This window comes from Ectopseudomonas khazarica (genome assembly GCF_017915135.1).
GTDB classification, from domain to species: Bacteria; Pseudomonadota; Gammaproteobacteria; order Pseudomonadales; family Pseudomonadaceae; genus Aquipseudomonas; species Aquipseudomonas khazarica.
Map to the genome: position 1 here is coordinate 4,450,627 of NZ_CP068551.1, position 16,264 is coordinate 4,466,890.

The window sequence follows — 16,264 nt, forward strand, 5'->3', positions numbered from 1 at the left end:
CTCCCGCCCTGAACTGCCGAGGTCCCGTTATCCAGATGAACCGCACCGGCCGCACCCTGTCACTGGGCTGCCTGTTGCTTTTCCTCCCGCTGTTTGCATCCGCAGGCGGCAACTCCCTGTTGATTCCCGCAACCGGCAGTTGCGCCCTGAGCGCCACCCCCGACGATATGCCCGATGCCCTGGCGAGCTGCCAGGAGATGGCGCGTGGCGGCGATATGCAGGCGGCCTTCGAGCTCGGCGAGTACTACTACGATGGCAAGCGCACCCCGCGTGACCTCAAGCAGGCGCTGACCTGGTTCGAGCGAGCGTCACTGCAGGGCCACGCCGAAGCGCAACTGCGCCTGGGCACCATGTTCTTCCGTGGCGAAGGCGTACCGGCCAACAACGTGCAGGCCTATATCGTCCTGAAGATGGCGTCGGTCAATGGCTCGGACGAAGCCATGGACAGCGCCGACCTGGTATCGGCGCAGATGCGTCGCGACGAGCTGGAAATCGCCAGCCAGGTGCTGGGGCAGATCTTCCGTAGCTACCTGCTGGAACTGCAGACCGCCGAAGGTCGCTCGCCCTTCTCGCCACTGCCCTAGAAACGCAGCCGCAAGCGGCAAGTCTCAGGTAACAGCCACGCCTACACCGAACCCACTTGCAGCTTATGGCTTGCTGCCTTCTTGCCGTTACTTGTCCGGCATCGGCATGGGGAACGGCATCACGTTGCCGCCACCCTTGGCTTCGCTGATCTTCGCCGTGCCCAGGCGTTCCACCTCGTCGATGCGGATGATCGCGTGCATCGGCACGAAGCTGCGCACCACGCCCTCGAACTGCGCCTTGAGCTTCTCCTCGCTGGGGTCGACCACCAGTTGGCTACGCTCGCCGAAGACGAACTCCTCCACCTCCAGAAAGCCCCACAGATCGCTCTGAAAGATCTGCTTGGCATACATCTCGTACACCTGGCCCTGGTTGAGGAAAATCACCTTGTAGATAGGGTCACGCTTGCTCATGGAGACTCGAAGTCAGGAAAAACGGGGCGCGCAGGATAGCACAAGGCCGAAAGCTGCAAGCTAGCGTAGCCCGGATGCAATCCGTGAATGCAGTGCCTCAGGACATCCCGCCCCGGATTGCATCCGGGCTACCTGAGCCTCGGGAGCCATTCGCCGCTTGTAGCCTGTTGCCTGCCTCTCCCCTATAATGCGCGGTCATTTTTTAACCACCTCAGACAGTGCCATGACCAAGAAGCTCTATATCGAAACCCACGGTTGCCAGATGAACGAGTACGACAGCTCGCGCATGGTCGACCTGCTGGGCGAGCATCAGGCCCTGGAGGTTACGGAAAAGCCCGAAGAAGCCGACGTGATCCTGCTCAATACCTGCTCGATCCGTGAGAGGGCCCAGGACAAGGTGTTCTCCCAGCTCGGCCGCTGGCGCGAACTGAAGCAGGCCAACCCGGACCTGGTGATCGGTGTCGGCGGCTGCGTCGCCAGCCAGGAAGGCGCCGCCATTCGCGACCGCGCGCCCTATGTCGACGTGGTGTTCGGCCCGCAGACCCTGCACCGTCTGCCGGAAATGATCGATGCCGCGCGCGTGACCAAGACCGCCCAGGTGGACATCAGCTTCCCCGAGATCGAGAAGTTCGACCGCCTGCCCGAGCCGCGCGTCGACGGCCCCAGCGCGTTCGTCTCGGTGATGGAAGGCTGCAGCAAGTACTGCACCTTCTGCGTGGTGCCCTACACCCGTGGCGAGGAAGTCAGCCGGCCACTGGCCGACGTGCTGCTGGAGATCACCCAGCTCACCGACAAGGGCGTCAAGGAAGTCACCCTGCTCGGGCAGAACGTCAACGGCTACCGTGGCGAGACGCCGGATGGTCGTATCGCCGACTTCGCCGAACTGCTGCACGCCGTGGGCGCACTCGACGGCATCGAGCGCATCCGCTACACCACCAGCCACCCGCTGGAGTTCTCCGACGCGATCATCCAGGCCCACGCCGAGATTCCGCAGCTGGTCAAATACCTGCACCTGCCGGTGCAGTCCGGCTCCGACCGCATCCTCGCGGCGATGAAGCGCAACCACACCGCGCTGGAGTACAAGTCGCGCATCCGCAAGCTGCGCGCAGCGGTGCCGGACATCCTGATCAGCTCGGACTTCATCGTCGGCTTCCCCGGCGAGACCGAGAAGGATTTCGAGCAGACCATGAAGCTGATCGATGACGTCGGCTTCGACTTCTCCTTCTCCTTCATCTACAGCTCGCGCCCCGGCACGCCGGCCGCCGACCTGCTGGACGACACCCCGGACGAGGTGAAGAAACAGCGCCTGGCCCTGCTCCAGCACCGCATCAGCCAGAACGGTTTCGAGAACAGCCGGCGCATGGTCGGCACGGTGCAGCGCATCCTGGTCAGCGACTACTCGAAGAAGGACCCGGGCATGCTCCAGGGCCGCACCGAGCAGAATCGTATCGTCAATTTCCGTTGCGACAATCCGCGCCTGATCGGCCAGTTCGTCGACGTGCACATCGACGATGCCCTGCCGCACTCGCTGCGTGGCACCCTGCTGGACGCCGAGACCCTCCACTAACGTCGCGCTCGCCCACACTTTGCGTTGTGGGCAGCCAGCGTTATGCTGCCTTCAACTACCCAGCCAAGTGACGATCACGACATCACCTTGAACGCCTCCCTAGAACCCCATCGCTTCACCCTCGAACCCTTCGAGGCCCGCCGTTTCGCCAATCTCTGCGGCCAGTTCGACGAGCACCTGCGCCTGATCGAGGAACGCCTCGGCCTGGAAATCCGCAACCGTGGCAACCAGTTCGAAATGCTCGGCAGCGCCGACAAGACCCTGGCCGCCGAAACCCTGCTGCGCAAGCTTTACCGCGAAACCAAGGCCACCGAACTGTCGCCGGACCTGGTGCACCTGTACCTGCAGGAGTCCGGGGTCGAGGAGCTGGTCAACCCGAGCAACACCCCGCAGGTGACCCTGCGCACGCGCAAGGGCGTGATCAAGCCACGCGGCGCCAACCAGCAGCGCTACGTCAAGGCGATCCTCGACAACGACATCAACTTCGGCATCGGCCCCGCCGGTACCGGCAAGACCTACCTGGCCGTGGCCTGCGCGGTGGACGCGCTGGAGCGCGAGCAGGTGCGGCGCATCCTGCTGGTACGCCCGGCGGTGGAAGCCGGCGAGAAGCTCGGCTTCCTGCCCGGCGATCTGGCGCAGAAGATCGACCCCTACCTGCGCCCGCTGTACGACGCCCTGTACGAGATGCTCGGCTTCGACCACGTGGCCAAGCTGATCGAAAAGCAGGTGATCGAGATAGCCCCGCTGGCCTACATGCGCGGGCGCACGCTCAACAATAGCTTCATCATTCTCGACGAAAGTCAGAACACCACCGTCGAGCAGATGAAGATGTTCCTCACCCGTATCGGTTTCGGCTCCACTGCCGTGATCACCGGCGACATCACCCAGGTCGATCTGCCACGCGGCACCAGGAGCGGCCTGGCGCACGTGATCGAGGTGCTGCGCGACGTCCCCGGCATCAGCTTCACCCACTTCCTGCCCAAGGACGTGGTCCGCCACCCGCTGGTGCAGCGCATCGTCGAGGCCTACGAGCGCCACGATGCCCGCCAGCAGAGCAAGGCCGAGGGCAAGGATGCTTGAGCTGGATCTGCAGCTGGCCACAGACGGCCAGCATCCTGACGCGGCCCTGCTGCGACAGTGGTGCGAACTGGCGCTGCGCCAGCGCACGGCCGATTCCGAGCTGACCATCCGCCTGGTCGACGAGGCCGAGGGCCGCGAACTCAACCACACCTGGCGACACAAGGACTACGCCACCAACGTATTGTCCTTCCCCGCCGACGTGCCGGAAGGCATTCTCGACATCCCGCTGCTGGGCGACCTGGTGATCTGCGTACCGGTGGTCGAGCGCGAAGCGGCCGAACAGGGCAAGACGCCGGAGGCACACTGGGCCCACCTGGTGATCCACGGCTGCCTGCACCTGCTGGGCTATGACCACATCGAGGAAGATGAAGCCCTCGAGATGGAAGATCTGGAACGACAATTGCTCGCCGAACTGGGTCATGCCGACCCGTATGCGGACGACGAATCTCCTATTGATAAGGATCCCGAGTAAAACGCCATGAGCGAAGACCGATCGAGCAACGAGCAGAAGTCCTGGTTCAACAAGCTGACCCAGGCTTTTGCTCATGAGCCGAGAAACCGCCAGGAACTGCTGGAAGTCCTGCGCGATGCCCACCAGAACAAATTGCTCGACAGCGAGGCGCTGACCATCGTCGAAGGCGCCATTCAGGTCGCCGACCTGCAGGTACGCGACATCATGGTGCCGCGCTCGCAGATGATCAGCATCAAGGCCAGCCAGACTCCCCGCGAATTCCTCCCCGCCATCATCGACGCCGCGCACTCGCGCTACCCGGTGATCGGCGAAAGCCTCGACGACGTCATCGGCATCCTGCTGGCCAAGGACCTGCTGCCGCTGATCCTGCAGGGCGAGCAGCCCAGCTTCAACATCAAGGACCTGCTGCGCCCGGCCACCTTCGTGCCCGAGTCCAAGCGCCTCAACGTGCTGCTGCGCGAGTTCCGCGCCAACCACAACCACATGGCCGTGGTGATCGACGAATACGGCGGCGTCGCCGGCCTGGTGACCATCGAGGACGTACTGGAACAGATCGTCGGCGACATCGAGGACGAGCATGACGTCGAAGAGGACGGCTACATCAAGCCGCTGCCGTCCGGCGATTACCTGATCAAGGCCCTGACGCCCATCGACAGTTTCAACGAAACCTTCGACAGCGAGTTCTCCGACGACGAGTACGACACCGTCGGCGGCCTGGTGATGAACGCCTTCGGCCACCTGCCCAAGCGCAACGAAGTGACCGAGATCGGCGAGTTCCGCTTCCGTGTGCTCAACGCCGACAGCCGGCGCATCCACCTGCTGCGCCTGACCCCGGTCAGTCGCTGACCCCTCGCCCTCTCCGCCGGGAGAGGGCGAACGCTTTCCCCCGCCTCGATTCCGCTCTACCCTTGCGCCACCCCGCATCCAAGGATCTGCTCATGTTGCAATGGATCACCCTTCCGGGCTGGCCCGGCCACCTGCTCGCCTGTGGCGCCGGCGCCCTGACCACCCTGGCTCTGGCGCCCTTCGATCTCTGGCCGCTGGCCGTGCTGTCCATCGCCCTGTTCTACCTGGGGCTGCGCCAGCTGAGCCCGAAGCAGGCGGCGCTGCGCGGCTGGGCCTACGGCTTCGGTCTGTTCGCCTCCGGCACCAGCTGGGTGTACGTCAGCATCCATGACTACGGCGCCGCCTCGCCTGCCCTGGCGGGCATCCTCACCCTGGGTTTCGTCGCCGGCCTGGGCCTGTTCTTCGCCCTGACCGCCGTACTCTGGGCACGTTGGCTACGGCGCAGCGAGGCGCCACTGGCCGATGCCCTGGCATTCGCGGCACTGTGGGTCCTTCAGGAAGTGTTTCGCGGCTGGTTCCTCACCGGCTTCCCCTGGCTCTACGCAGGCTACAGCCAGCTCGACGGCCCGCTGAACGGCCTGGTCCCGGTCGGCGGGGTGTGGCTGGCGTCCTTCCTGATCGCGCTCTCCGCCGCCCTGATCGTCAACCTCGAGCGACTGCGCCCGCACAAGCCACGCTACATCGCCGCCCTGGCGCTGCTCATCGCGCCCTGGGTGGCCGGTCTGTCACTGCAGGGGCACAGCTGGACCTACCCCTCCGGCAACAGCCTCAGCGTGGCGGCCGTGCAGGGCAACGTCGAGCAGAACATGAAGTGGGACCCCGCCCAGCTCAATGCACAGCTGGCGCTGTATCGCGACCTCAGCTTCAGCGCGGAGCAGGTGGACCTGCTGGTCTGGCCGGAAACCGCCATCCCGGTCCTCAAGGACCTGGCCCAGGGCTACATCGGCGTGATGGATCGCTTCGCCCGTGACCGCCAGAGCGCGCTGATCACCGGCGTGCCGGTGCGCCAGTCCAACGAACGTGGCGAACAGCGCTACTACAACGCGATCACCAGCCTGGGCGACGCCCAGGGCACCTACCTGAAACAGAAACTGGTGCCGTTCGGCGAATACGTGCCGCTGCAGGATCTGCTGCGCGGGCTGATCGCATTCTTCGACCTGCCCATGTCCGACTTCGCCCGCGGGCCGGCCGAGCAGCCGCCGCTGCTGGCCAAGGGGTACAGCATCGCACCGTTCATCTGCTACGAAGTGGTCTACCCGGAATTCGCGGCGGCACTGGCGGCGGACAGCGACATCCTGCTGACGGTGAGCAACGATGCCTGGTTCGGCACCTCCATCGGCCCGCTGCAGCACCTGCAGATGGCACAGATGCGGGCGCTGGAGGCCGGGCGCTGGATGATCCGCGCCACCAACAACGGCATGACCGTGGTGATCGACCCGCAGGGCCGCATCCAGTTCAGCCTGCCGCAGTTCGAGCGCGGCGTGCTGTACGGCGAGGTCCTGCCGATGCGCGGGCTGACCCCGTACCTGCAATGGCGCATCTGGCCGCTGGCCATTCTCTGCGCCCTGCTGCTCGGCTGGGCGCTGCTGGCCAGCCGCATGGCCAAAACGCTGTAGAGACACCTCGCAGGAGCCCGCTTGCGGCGATCAGTGCGGCCGAGGTGCTCGCAAGATCGCTGGCAAGCCGGCGCCGGCAAGATCGCGCATCACTCAATCACGACCATGAGCCAGCGGATAGGCGAACAGGCCGATGGCCTCGTTGAGCAGCTGACTGCTCTGCGAGATCACGCGTGACTCGGGCAACCAGCCGCCCATTGGCCGGGCGTAACCCGCGCTGAGATAGCCCATGGGCGCAGTGATCACCTCGAAGCCGGCCTGCTCGAAACACCAGCGCGCCCGTGGCATGTGCCAGGCCTGGGTCACCAGCACGACCCGGCGGACGCCCTGCGGCTGCATTAGCTGCGCACTGAACAGCGCATTCTCCCAGGTGGTACGACTTTCCTCCTCCAGCCAGCGGATGGTCAGCCCGTAATCCCGCGCCATCGAATCGGCCATCAACGCCGCCTCGCTGGGCGGCTGGCCATAGTGCAGGCCACCGCTCGCGGCCAGCGGCAAGCCGGAGGCCCGGGCAAGGCGCGCGGCATAACGCAGGCGCTCCAGCGCCATCAATCCCGGCTGGTCGGTACCGCCCCAGCCGGGATCGTTCTGCTCGCGCCCGGCGCCCAGGATGACGATGGCATCGGCGCGCTGCGCCAAGCCTGGCCACTGTGCCTCGGCCAGCACGGGCTCACGTTCGAGCAGGCTGGCGCCCCACTGCATGACGGCGGGCAGGCTCATCAGCCAGAGCCCGCCAAAGCCGAACAGGAAGCACAGCGTCGCCAGGCGCGGGAACCTGCGGCGCAGCCACCAGGCGAGCAGGATCGCCAGCAGCAGCACGCCTGGCGGCATCAGCAATTGTTTGAGGATGTAGCGAATCGGCATCAGGCACCTCCGGGGCGCCCAAGCCTAGCAGGTCACTGAGATGCCGAGTGAGACGCACAGCGCTTGCGCGGTCGCGCCCAGGCATCTGCTAGCGGGGGTTGCCGCTACGAAACAGCTTCGAGCCACAGGCCTGACACGCCTGCGCATCCTGCCCCCGATGCCAGCTCACCGGCGCACCGCAGAGCGCGCAGCACAGTGCCTGACGGCGTTTCGCCATGGGCTTGAGCCTGCCCAGCGGCCTGCCGCCTGCGGACTTGGCGCTGCGCATGGGTTGCCGCTGGATCAGGGCCAGTTCCTCGGCCGCCGCATGCCAGCCACGCAGCCAGTGCAGGTCACGGTTGAGGTAGGCACGGATCAATTCCAGTTCGGCCGGACTGAGGCCATCGAGTTCCAGCTCGCGCATCGGCTCGGCATGCAGACGACTGGCCGTGTCGGCCTCCTCCAGCGCCAGGGCGAGACGCTGCAGCAACCGTTCATAGAGACCGGCGCCCCGCTCCGTTTGCCGTGCATCAGCCATCGAACACCTCGCGAGCCCCACCGATTGCGGGCCTTTAACAAAGCTTAGCGAAGGCCATGCAAGCGGCGCGGTGCCGCGACAAACGGCGAGCACGGGACAATCTGGGTTTCCCTCGATAGACGGCGCTCATGTATGCTACGACGTTTTCCGAAAGTCCCTTTCCTTCAGCGCCAGAGCCATGCACGAACAGTACTCGCCCCGTGAAATAGAAGCCGCCGCGCAGTCCCACTGGGACGCGCAGAATTCCTTCGTCGTCAGCGAACAGCCCGGCAAGGACACCTTCTACTGCCTGTCGATGTTCCCTTACCCCAGCGGCAAGCTACACATGGGTCACGTGCGCAACTACACCATCGGTGACGTGATCGCCCGCTACCAGCGCATGCAGGGCAAGAACGTGCTGCAGCCGATGGGCTGGGACGCCTTCGGCATGCCAGCGGAAAACGCCGCGATGAAGAACCAGGTGGCGCCGGCCAAATGGACCTACGAGAACATCGCCTACATGAAGTCCCAGCTCAAGTCGCTGGGCCTGGCCATCGACTGGACGCGCGAAGTCACCACCTGCAAGCCGGACTACTACCGCTGGGAGCAGTGGCTGTTCACCCGCCTGTTCGAGAAGGGCGTGATCTACCGCAAGAACGGCACCGTCAACTGGGACCCGGTCGACCAGACCGTGCTGGCCAACGAGCAGGTCATCGACGGCCGCGGCTGGCGTTCGGGCGCGCTGATCGAGAAGCGCGAAATCCCGATGTACTACTTCAAGATCACCGCTTACGCCGAAGAGCTGCTGAGCAGCCTGGATGAGCTCGATGGCTGGCCCGAGCAGGTCAAGACCATGCAGCGCAACTGGATCGGCAAGAGCTTCGGTGCCGACATCGCCTTCGACTACGACGTCGACAGCATCGGCAGCGCTGGCCAGCTGAAAGTCTACTCGACCCGCCCCGACACCCTGATGGGCGCCACCTACGTGGCCGTGGCCGCCGAGCACCCGCTGGCGCAGCGCGCCGCCGAGAACAGTGCCGAGCTGCAGGCCTTCATCGCCGAGTGCAAGGCCGGCTCCGTGGCCGAGGCCGACATGGCCACCATGGAGAAGAAGGGCCTGGCCACCGGCCAGTTCGTCATCCACCCGCTGACCGGCGACAAGCTGCCGGTGTTCGTCGCCAATTACGTGCTGTGGGGCTATGGCGAAGGCGCGGTCATGGCCGTGCCGGCACATGACGAGCGCGACTTCGAATTCGCCAACAAGTACGACCTGCCGATCCGTCAGGTGTACGCCGACGAAGGCAAGGACTACGACGCCAGCACCTGGCAGGACTGGTACGGCGACAAGGCCGGCCTGACCACCATCAACTCCGGCAAGTACGACGGCAAGGACTTCAGCGCCGCCTTCGACGCCATCGTCGGCGACCTGGAAGCCAGCGCGCACGGCGCGCGCAAGACCCAGTTCCGCCTGCGCGACTGGGGCATCAGCCGCCAGCGCTACTGGGGCTGCCCGATCCCGATCATCCACTGCAACGCCTGCGGTGACGTACCGGTGCCGGAAGACCAGCTGCCGGTCGTACTGCCCGAAGACGTGGTGCCGGACGGCGCCGGTTCGCCCCTGGCGAAGATGCCCGAGTTCTACAGCTGCACCTGCCCGAAATGCGGTGCGCCGGCCAAGCGCGAAACCGACACCATGGACACCTTCGTGGAAAGTTCCTGGTACTTCGCCCGCTACGCCAGCCCGAACTACGAGGGCGGCATGGTCGACCCGGCCGCGGCCAATCACTGGCTGCCGGTGGATCAGTACATCGGCGGTATCGAACACGCCATCCTCCACCTGCTGTACGCGCGCTTCTTCCACAAGCTGATGCGCGACGAAGGCCTGGTCAGCTCCAACGAGCCGTTCAAGAACCTGCTAACCCAGGGCATGGTGGTCGCCGAGACTTACTACCGCACCCTGGAGAACGGCGGCAAGGACTGGTTCAACCCGGCCGATGTCGAGGTCGAGCGTGACGCCAAGGCCAAGGTCATCGGCGCCAAGCTGAAGAGCGACGGCCTGCCGGTGGAAATCGGCGGCACCGAGAAGATGTCCAAGTCGAAGAACAACGGTGTCGACCCGCAGGACATGATCGACCAGTACGGCGCCGACACCTGCCGCCTGTTCATGATGTTCGCCTCGCCGCCCGACCAGAGCTGCGAGTGGTCGGACGCCGGTGTCGAGGGTGCCAACCGCTTCCTGCGCCGCGTCTGGCGCCTGGCCCAGGCCCACGTCAGTGCCGGTTTGCCGGGCCAGCTGGATATCAGCGCCCTGAGCGACGAGCAGAAGGCCGTGCGCCGCGCCATTCACCTGGCGGTCAAGCAGGCCAGCAACGATATCGGCCAGCACCACAAGTTCAACACCGCCGTCGCCCAGGTGATGACCCTGATGAACGTGCTGGAAAAGGCTGCCACCGCGACCGAGCAGGATCGTGCCCTGGTGCAGGAAGGCCTGCAGGTCGTCACCCTGCTGCTGGCGCCGATCACCCCGCATATCAGCCACGAGCTGTGGCAGCGTCTCGGTCACGGCGACGCGGTGATCGATGCCCAGTGGCCGCAGGTCGACGAGGCTGCCCTGGTGCAGGACAGCCTGACTCTGGTGGTGCAGGTCAACGGCAAGCTGCGCGGGCAGATCGAGGTACCGGCCAGCGCCAGCCGCGAGGAGGTAGAGGCCGCCGCACGTGCCAACGAGAACGTGCTGCGCTTCACCGAAGGCCTGAGCATCCGCAAGGTCATCGTGGTACCGGGCAAGCTGGTCAACATCGTCGCCAACTGATTAAGCTCGGCGCCAGACTTCGGCTGGCGCCCTGATCCGCCAAGGGGATATGAGAATGATGAAACGGAATCTGCTGATCATCGGCCTGGCCGGCCTGCTCAGCGCATGTGGCTTCCAGCTGCGCGGCACTGGCGACGTTCAGTTCGCCCTCAAGGAACTCGACGTCAGCGCGCGCAACGCCTATGGCCAGACCGTGCAGGAACTGCGCGAGCTTCTGGATAACAATGACGTCAACGTCCATCCGGGCGCACCCTACAAGCTGATTCTCGTCAACGAGTCCGAGAATCGTCGCACGGCCAGCTTCAGTGGCGGCGCCCGCAGCGCCGAGTACGAGCTGACCATGAAACTGGACTATGAGATCCGTGGTGCCCGCAACCTGCTGCTGAGCAACGATCAGGTCGAAGTGCAGAACTACTACATGCAGGATGACAACAACCTGACCGGTTCGGACCAGGAAGCCCTGCAACTGCGCAACGAGCTGCGCCGCGAGCTGATCCAGCAGCTCAGCCTGCGTCTGCAGCAGATCACTCCGGCTCAGCTGGAGCAGCTGCAGCAGGCCGCCGAAGCCCGCGCCCAGGCAGAAGCCGAGGCGCTGGAAGCCGCGCGCAATGCCCGCGAAAGCCAGGTCGCGCCGCAGCAATCGCCCATCGAACTGCCGGCCCAGTAACGGCCGCGGGGCTGCGCCTGCAGCCCCCTGCCCTCCTGCCTCGATGACCTCAGTGCAATGAAGCTTGCCCCCGCCCAACTCGGCAAACACCTGCAGGGTTCACTCGCCCCTGTCTACGTGATCAGTGGCGACGAGCCGCTGCTCTGCCAGGAGGCTGCTGACGCCATCCGCCAGGCTTGCCGTCAGCAGGGTTTTGGCGAACGCCAGGTGTTCAACGCCGAAGCCAACTTCGACTGGGGCAACCTGCTGCAGGCTGGCGCCAGCCTGTCCCTGTTCGCGGAGAAGCGCCTGCTGGAGCTGCGCCTGCCCTCGGGCAAGCCCGGCGACAAGGGCGCCTCAGCCCTGCTCGAATACCTCGCCCGCCCACCGGAAGATACCGTGCTGCTGCTGAGCCTGCCCAAGCTCGATGGCAGCACGCAGAAAAGCAAATGGGCCAAGGCGCTGATCGACGGCCAGGCCTGCCAGTTCATCCAGATCTGGCCGGTGGATGCCAACCAGCTACCGCAGTGGGTGCGCCAGCGTCTGGCTCAGGCCGGGCTGAGCGCCAGTGCCGACGCGGTGGAAATGATCGCCGCGCGGGTGGAAGGCAACCTGCTGGCGGCTGCACAGGAAGTCGAGAAGCTCAAACTGCTTGCCGAAGGCAACCAGGTGGACGCCGAAACCGTCCAGGCCGCCGTCGCCGACAGCGCGCGCTTCGACGTCTTCGGCCTGATCGACTGCGCACTCGCCGGTGACGCCGCGCATGCCCTGCGCGTGCTCGAAGGGCTGCGCGGCGAAGGCGTCGAGCCCCCGGTGATCCTCTGGGCGCTAGCTCGCGAGATACGCGTGCTCGCCGGCATCGCCCACCAGCACAGCCAGGGCATTCCCCTGGACAAGGCCTTCTCCAGCGCCCGCCCACCGGTCTGGGACAAGCGCCGCCCACTGGTTTCCAAGGCCCTGCAGCGCCACAGCAGCAAGCGCTGGGGCCTGCTGCTGCAACAGGCCCAGCAGATCGACGCGCAGATCAAGGGCCAGGCGCCCGGTGATCCCTGGAGCAACCTGGCGCTGCTGAGCCTGCAACTGGCTGGCCAGCGCCTGAGCCTGTAACCCGGGATACCGCCCTCCTCATCTGGACATTCTCTGTACAGCGGCGCATAGTCCGCGCCGTCTGCATCGGCGCAGACGAGTCAGGAGAAATACAGGATGAGCAAGAAGAACGGCAAACGGCCGAACAAGGCCAAATCCATCGTCGCCCAGCCCCTGTTCCGCTCCCGTCAGGAGCGACCGCTGAAGGGCAAAGGCAGTTACCGCCGCGAAGCCTCCCAGAATTGGGAGGCTTCTTGCTTTATGGGGTTGTTCAGCTCATGGATAGCCCAGCCTGCGGCCCGAGCATGCTAAGGTAACGGCCTGCCTATATGCCCTGAGATAGACATGCCACACCAGTTTCCACGTCGCGCCCTGGCCCTGCTTCCTCTCCTGCTACTGGCCGCCTGCGCCCAGGCTCCAGCCGAAAATCTCCCGACCGCCCTCACCCCGAGCACCGCTCAGACCCGCAGCGAAAGCCTGGTTCCGAGCTTCGCCGACTGGCGCCAGCCACTGCGTAGCGAAGCACTGGCCGCCGGCATCGATGCGGCCTTGTTCGACCGGGTGTTCGCGGACATCACCCCCGACCCGGCGGTACTCAAGGCCGACAGCAGCCAGCCGGAGTTCACCCGCCCGGTGTGGGAGTATCTCGATGGCGCCGTGTCCTCGAGCCGCATCGGTCGCGGCCGCGTCCTGCTGGCGCAACACAACCTGGTCCTGCAGCGCATCGAGCAACAGTACGGTGTCGACGCGCGGATACTGGTGGCCATCTGGGGCCTGGAAAGCAACTTCGGCAACAATATCGGCAGCCACAGCGTGATCCGCTCCCTGGCGACACTGGCCTATGACGGGCGACGCCAGGGCTTCTGGCGCGTCCAGTTGCTGGCCGCCCTGCAGATCCTGCAGAACGGCGACATCTCCGGCGAGCGCATGATCGGCTCCTGGGCCGGCGCCATGGGCCAGACCCAGTTCATGCCGACGACCTACAACCAGCACGCCGTGGACTTCGACAAGGACGGCAAGCGCGACCTGTGGAACTCCTCGACCGATGCCTTGGCCTCGGCCGCACATTACCTGCAGGCCTCCGGCTGGCAGCGCGGGCAGCCCTGGGGGTTCGAGGTCAACCTGCCGGCCGGCTTCGACTATGCCCTGGCCGATCCGGAGCAGCGCCGCACCCTCACCGAATGGGCCGAGCTGGGCGTACGCCCGCTGTCGGCCACCGGTGCCGCCGCCAACGCGCGTGCCAGCCTGCAACTGCCGGCCGGCCACAGCGGCCCGGCGTTCCTCCTGCTGGATAACTTCCGCAGCATTCTCAAGTACAACAACTCCACCTCCTATGCCCTGGCCATCGGCCTGCTCGCGGACAACCTGCTGCGCCCCAGCGACGTCCAGGGACAGTGGCCCCGAGGCGAACGCCAGCTCGGCCGCAGCGAACGCATCGAGCTGCAGGAACTGCTGGCCAAGGCCGGTTTCGATCCGGGGCCGGCGGACGGCATCATCGGCGCCAACACGCGCAAGGCGATCCGTGCCCTGCAACTGCAGCTGAAATGGCCGGCCGACGGCTATCCCAACACCCAGCTGCTGCAACAGCTGCGCGCACGCTGAGCGCAGCGCCAGCCGTGGCGCGACAGGGCACTTTGTCGACAGACGGCCCCGGCGTCTGCATACAGCTTCTGTGATAGACTGGCGGGCGGCCAAAAGCCACCCGCCCCACGGAGCCTCTACCGGAGCCCAGATTTCCGATGTCCGATACCTCCTCGCCCAAATCCGTCGCCAGCGGCGAAAAATTCCGCACTGCCCAAGGCATCACCGCGATCAAGGATGGTCAGAAGCGCCGTGCCTCGGCCGAACCCCAGGTTTTCGAGCCCAAGCCCAAGTGGCTGCGGGTCAAGGCACCGGGCGGCAGCCGCTTCGAGGCGGTCAAGCGCAACGTCGGCGAACATCGCCTGAGCACCGTGTGCCAGGAATCGCACTGCCCGAACATGGGCGAGTGCTGGTCCAACGGCACCGCCACCATCATGCTGATGGGCTCGGTGTGCACCCGTGCCTGCCGCTTCTGTGCGGTGGATACCGGTAACCCCAACGGCTGGCTGGATCTGGAAGAACCCCAGAACACGGCCAAGTCGGTCGAGCTCATGGCACTGCGCTACATCGTCCTGACGTCGGTGGACCGTGACGACCTCGACGATGGCGGCGCCGGTCACTACGCGGCCTGCGTGCGGGCAATCAAGGCCAATACCCCGCAGGTGGTGGTCGAAGCCCTGACGCCGGATTTCGATGGCGATCACCAGGCGATCGAACGCGTCGTGGATTCCGGCCTGGAAGTGTTCGCGCAGAACGTCGAGACGGTCAAACGCCTGACGCACGTGGTGCGTGACCCGCGCGCCGGCTACGAGAAGACCCTCAAGGTCCTCGAGCACGCCAAGAAGCACCGCCCGGACGTACTGACCAAGACCAGCCTGATGCTCGGCCTGGGCGAGACCGACGAGGAAGTGCTGGAAACCATGGACGACCTGCGCGCCATCGGCGTGGACATCCTCACCCTCGGCCAGTACCTGCAGCCGACCCGCAACCACCTCAAGGTGCAGCGCTGGGTCAGCCCGGATGAGTTCAATCGCCTGCGCGACATCGGCCTGGAGAAGGGCTTCATGGAAGTCGCCGCCGGCCCGCTGGTGCGCTCCAGCTACCGCGCCGACCGGGTGTTCGAGAAGAACAACCTGGGCCTGGCCGCTCCCGTTCCGGTACCGGGTCAGCAAGTCGACAGCAGCCTGATTCCGGCGCTCAATCTGAACTGAGCGATCCACACGAAAGAAAAAGGGACGCCGCGGCGTCCCTTTTTCATGCCTGGCCGAGCGCTACGCGGCGTAGCCCAGGCGCTTGCGCAGCACCTGTTCCAGTCGCTGCGCGACCTCGTCGAACGCCGGCGGGGTGGCCAGCAGATCGCGCATCTGCACCATCTTCAACCCGGCATAACCACAGGGGTTGATGCGCAGGAACGGCGTCATGTCCATGTCGACGTTCAGCGCCAGGCCGTGGAACGAACAACCACGACTGACCCGCAGGCCCAGTGAGGCGATCTTGTCACCGGCGACGTAGACACCCGGGGCATCGGCCTTGGGCGCGGCCTCGATGGCGTAGCTGGCCAGCAGCTCGACCAGGCTCTGCTCCATCGCCGTGACCAGCTCGCGCACGCCCAGATCGAGACGGCGCAGGTCGAGCATCAGGTAGGCGACCAGCTGCCCCGGGCCATGGTAGGTCACCTGCCCGCCGCGCTCGACCTGCACCACCGGGATATCCCCCGGTGCCAGCAGATGCTCGGCCTTGCCGGCCTGGCCCTGGGTGAACACCTGGGGATGTTGCAGCAGCCAGATCTCATCCGCCGTGTGCTCATCGCGCTCACGGGTCAACTGGCGCATGGCCTCCAGCGTCGGCTGATACTCGACCAGCCCCAGGTGACGCACTACGAGTTCAGGCATGGAGGTCAGAGCACCATGTGCACACGGCCGGTCGCACGCAGATCGACATGGATCGCCTGCAACTGCTCGACGCTGGTCGCGGTGATCAGCACCTGCACGGAGAGGAAATTGCCGTTGCGGCTGTCGCGCATCACCAGGGTGGACGCATCCAGGTCCGGGGCATGGCGCTGGATGACCTCGATCACCAGATCGGCGAAACCATCGCCTGCGGTGCCGATCACCTTGATCGGGTAGCGCTCGCAGGGGAATTCGATTTTTGGCGGTTGAACGTCGGTATCGGTCATGGCATCAGCGGGCTTGCGGCCCGTCCA

At 65.5% G+C, this 16,264-nt stretch carries 16 protein-coding genes and 1 pseudogene; 12 read left to right on the forward strand and 5 right to left on the reverse strand.

All coding sequences use genetic code 11. From position 1 onward, the window contains the following. Positions 1-35 precede the first annotated feature (35 nt). Positions 36-584: a tetratricopeptide repeat protein gene (locus tag JLK41_RS20945; protein ID WP_179555353.1), complete on the forward strand. Its 549-nt coding sequence runs from the start codon at positions 36-38 to the stop codon at positions 582-584. Positions 585-671: 87 nt separating this feature from the next. Here the strand turns inward: JLK41_RS20945 and JLK41_RS20950 are convergent, their stop codons facing one another. Beyond that, positions 672-995, reverse strand: a complete 324-nt coding sequence (locus tag JLK41_RS20950) for a DUF1820 family protein (protein WP_004424773.1) — start codon at positions 993-995, stop codon at positions 672-674. Positions 996-1,218: 223 nt separating this feature from the next. On the opposite strand from JLK41_RS20950, the gene miaB reads away from it, so the two are divergent. The 5 genes from miaB (at position 1,219) to lnt (ending at position 6,576) form a co-directional block, all read left to right on the forward strand. Beyond that, positions 1,219-2,562: a tRNA (N6-isopentenyl adenosine(37)-C2)-methylthiotransferase MiaB gene (gene miaB, locus JLK41_RS20955; RefSeq protein ID WP_210389751.1), complete on the forward strand. Its 1,344-nt coding sequence runs from the start codon at positions 1,219-1,221 to the stop codon at positions 2,560-2,562. Positions 2,563-2,649: 87 nt separating this feature from the next. Then, positions 2,650-3,642, forward strand: coding sequence for a PhoH family protein (locus JLK41_RS20960; RefSeq protein ID WP_037051606.1), 993 nt, complete (start codon positions 2,650-2,652; stop codon positions 3,640-3,642). Then, the gene (gene ybeY, locus JLK41_RS20965) at positions 3,635-4,114 is read left to right on the forward strand and encodes an rRNA maturation RNase YbeY (RefSeq protein ID WP_037051603.1); all 480 of its coding nucleotides are present in this window, start codon (positions 3,635-3,637) and stop codon (positions 4,112-4,114) included. The genes JLK41_RS20960 and ybeY overlap by 8 nt, the downstream gene beginning before the upstream one ends. A gap of 6 nt (positions 4,115-4,120) precedes the next feature. After that, positions 4,121-4,960, forward strand: coding sequence for a CorC family transporter (locus JLK41_RS20970; RefSeq protein WP_047584688.1), 840 nt, complete (start codon positions 4,121-4,123; stop codon positions 4,958-4,960). A 92-nt stretch (positions 4,961-5,052) separates the two neighbouring features. Beyond that, positions 5,053-6,576, forward strand: coding sequence for an apolipoprotein N-acyltransferase (gene lnt / locus JLK41_RS20975; protein WP_210389752.1), 1,524 nt, complete (start codon positions 5,053-5,055; stop codon positions 6,574-6,576). Positions 6,577-6,669: 93 nt separating this feature from the next. Here the strand turns inward: lnt and JLK41_RS20980 are convergent, their stop codons facing one another. Both JLK41_RS20980 and JLK41_RS20985 read right to left on the reverse strand, forming a co-directional pair. Beyond that, positions 6,670-7,440: a YdcF family protein gene (locus JLK41_RS20980; RefSeq protein WP_210389753.1), complete on the reverse strand. Its 771-nt coding sequence runs from the start codon at positions 7,438-7,440 to the stop codon at positions 6,670-6,672. Between the two features lie 88 nt (positions 7,441-7,528). Further along, positions 7,529-7,957, reverse strand: a complete 429-nt coding sequence (locus tag JLK41_RS20985) for a hypothetical protein (RefSeq protein ID WP_037051595.1) — start codon at positions 7,955-7,957, stop codon at positions 7,529-7,531. Between the two features lie 178 nt (positions 7,958-8,135). Between JLK41_RS20985 and leuS the strand changes: the two genes are divergently transcribed. From leuS to lipA, 6 genes and pseudogenes are all read left to right on the forward strand, one after another. Further along, positions 8,136-10,748, forward strand: coding sequence for a leucine--tRNA ligase (gene leuS, locus JLK41_RS20990; protein WP_210389754.1), 2,613 nt, complete (start codon positions 8,136-8,138; stop codon positions 10,746-10,748). 55 nt (positions 10,749-10,803) lie between these two features. Next, positions 10,804-11,415: an LPS-assembly lipoprotein LptE gene (locus JLK41_RS20995; protein WP_210389755.1), complete on the forward strand. Its 612-nt coding sequence runs from the start codon at positions 10,804-10,806 to the stop codon at positions 11,413-11,415. A gap of 57 nt (positions 11,416-11,472) precedes the next feature. Further along, on the forward strand, positions 11,473-12,501 hold the full coding sequence (gene holA, locus JLK41_RS21000) for a DNA polymerase III subunit delta (RefSeq protein ID WP_210389756.1): 1,029 nt from the start codon (positions 11,473-11,475) through the stop codon (positions 12,499-12,501). Between the two features lie 96 nt (positions 12,502-12,597). Continuing rightward, positions 12,598-12,744: pseudogene (gene arfA, locus JLK41_RS21005) on the forward strand (alternative ribosome rescue factor ArfA); the annotation flags it as partial. A gap of 81 nt (positions 12,745-12,825) precedes the next feature. Continuing rightward, the gene (locus tag JLK41_RS21010) at positions 12,826-14,082 is read left to right on the forward strand and encodes a lytic murein transglycosylase (protein ID WP_210389757.1); all 1,257 of its coding nucleotides are present in this window, start codon (positions 12,826-12,828) and stop codon (positions 14,080-14,082) included. A 137-nt stretch (positions 14,083-14,219) separates the two neighbouring features. After that, entirely contained in the window at positions 14,220-15,272 is a 1,053-nt protein-coding gene (lipA, locus tag JLK41_RS21015) for a lipoyl synthase (RefSeq protein ID WP_210389758.1), read from the forward strand. 60 nt (positions 15,273-15,332) lie between these two features. Here the strand turns inward: lipA and lipB are convergent, their stop codons facing one another. Next, the gene (lipB, locus tag JLK41_RS21020; protein WP_210389759.1) at positions 15,333-15,953 is read right to left on the reverse strand and encodes a lipoyl(octanoyl) transferase LipB; all 621 of its coding nucleotides are present in this window, start codon (positions 15,951-15,953) and stop codon (positions 15,333-15,335) included. A gap of 5 nt (positions 15,954-15,958) precedes the next feature. Next, positions 15,959-16,237 carry a DUF493 domain-containing protein gene (locus JLK41_RS21025; protein WP_047584670.1) on the reverse strand — a complete coding sequence of 93 codons (279 nt, stop codon included), beginning with the start codon at positions 16,235-16,237 and terminating at the stop codon, positions 15,959-15,961. Positions 16,238-16,264: the final 27 nt, after the last annotated feature.

Excerpts from the sequence above, each read along its gene's own strand:
- JLK41_RS20980 (WP_210389753.1), bottom strand. The coding sequence starts at position 7,440 with ATGCCGATTCGCTACATCCTCAAACAATTGCTGATGCCGCCAGGCGTG.
- JLK41_RS20970 (WP_047584688.1), top strand. The coding sequence starts at position 4,121 with ATGAGCGAAGACCGATCGAGCAACGAGCAGAAGTCCTGGTTCAACAAG.
- holA (WP_210389756.1), top strand. The coding sequence starts at position 11,473 with ATGAAGCTTGCCCCCGCCCAACTCGGCAAACACCTGCAGGGTTCACTC.
- ybeY (WP_037051603.1), top strand. The coding sequence starts at position 3,635 with ATGCTTGAGCTGGATCTGCAGCTGGCCACAGACGGCCAGCATCCTGAC.
- lipA (WP_210389758.1), top strand. The coding sequence starts at position 14,220 with ATGTCCGATACCTCCTCGCCCAAATCCGTCGCCAGCGGCGAAAAATTC.
- JLK41_RS20945 (WP_179555353.1), top strand. The coding sequence starts at position 36 with ATGAACCGCACCGGCCGCACCCTGTCACTGGGCTGCCTGTTGCTTTTC.
- JLK41_RS21025 (WP_047584670.1), bottom strand. The coding sequence starts at position 16,237 with ATGACCGATACCGACGTTCAACCGCCAAAAATCGAATTCCCCTGCGAG.
- leuS (WP_210389754.1), top strand. The coding sequence starts at position 8,136 with ATGCACGAACAGTACTCGCCCCGTGAAATAGAAGCCGCCGCGCAGTCC.
- lipB (WP_210389759.1), bottom strand. The coding sequence starts at position 15,953 with ATGCCTGAACTCGTAGTGCGTCACCTGGGGCTGGTCGAGTATCAGCCG.
- JLK41_RS21010 (WP_210389757.1), top strand. The coding sequence starts at position 12,826 with ATGCCACACCAGTTTCCACGTCGCGCCCTGGCCCTGCTTCCTCTCCTG.
- JLK41_RS20995 (WP_210389755.1), top strand. The coding sequence starts at position 10,804 with ATGATGAAACGGAATCTGCTGATCATCGGCCTGGCCGGCCTGCTCAGC.
- miaB (WP_210389751.1), top strand. The coding sequence starts at position 1,219 with ATGACCAAGAAGCTCTATATCGAAACCCACGGTTGCCAGATGAACGAG.
- lnt (WP_210389752.1), top strand. The coding sequence starts at position 5,053 with ATGTTGCAATGGATCACCCTTCCGGGCTGGCCCGGCCACCTGCTCGCC.
- JLK41_RS20950 (WP_004424773.1), bottom strand. The coding sequence starts at position 995 with ATGAGCAAGCGTGACCCTATCTACAAGGTGATTTTCCTCAACCAGGGC.
- JLK41_RS20985 (WP_037051595.1), bottom strand. The coding sequence starts at position 7,957 with ATGGCTGATGCACGGCAAACGGAGCGGGGCGCCGGTCTCTATGAACGG.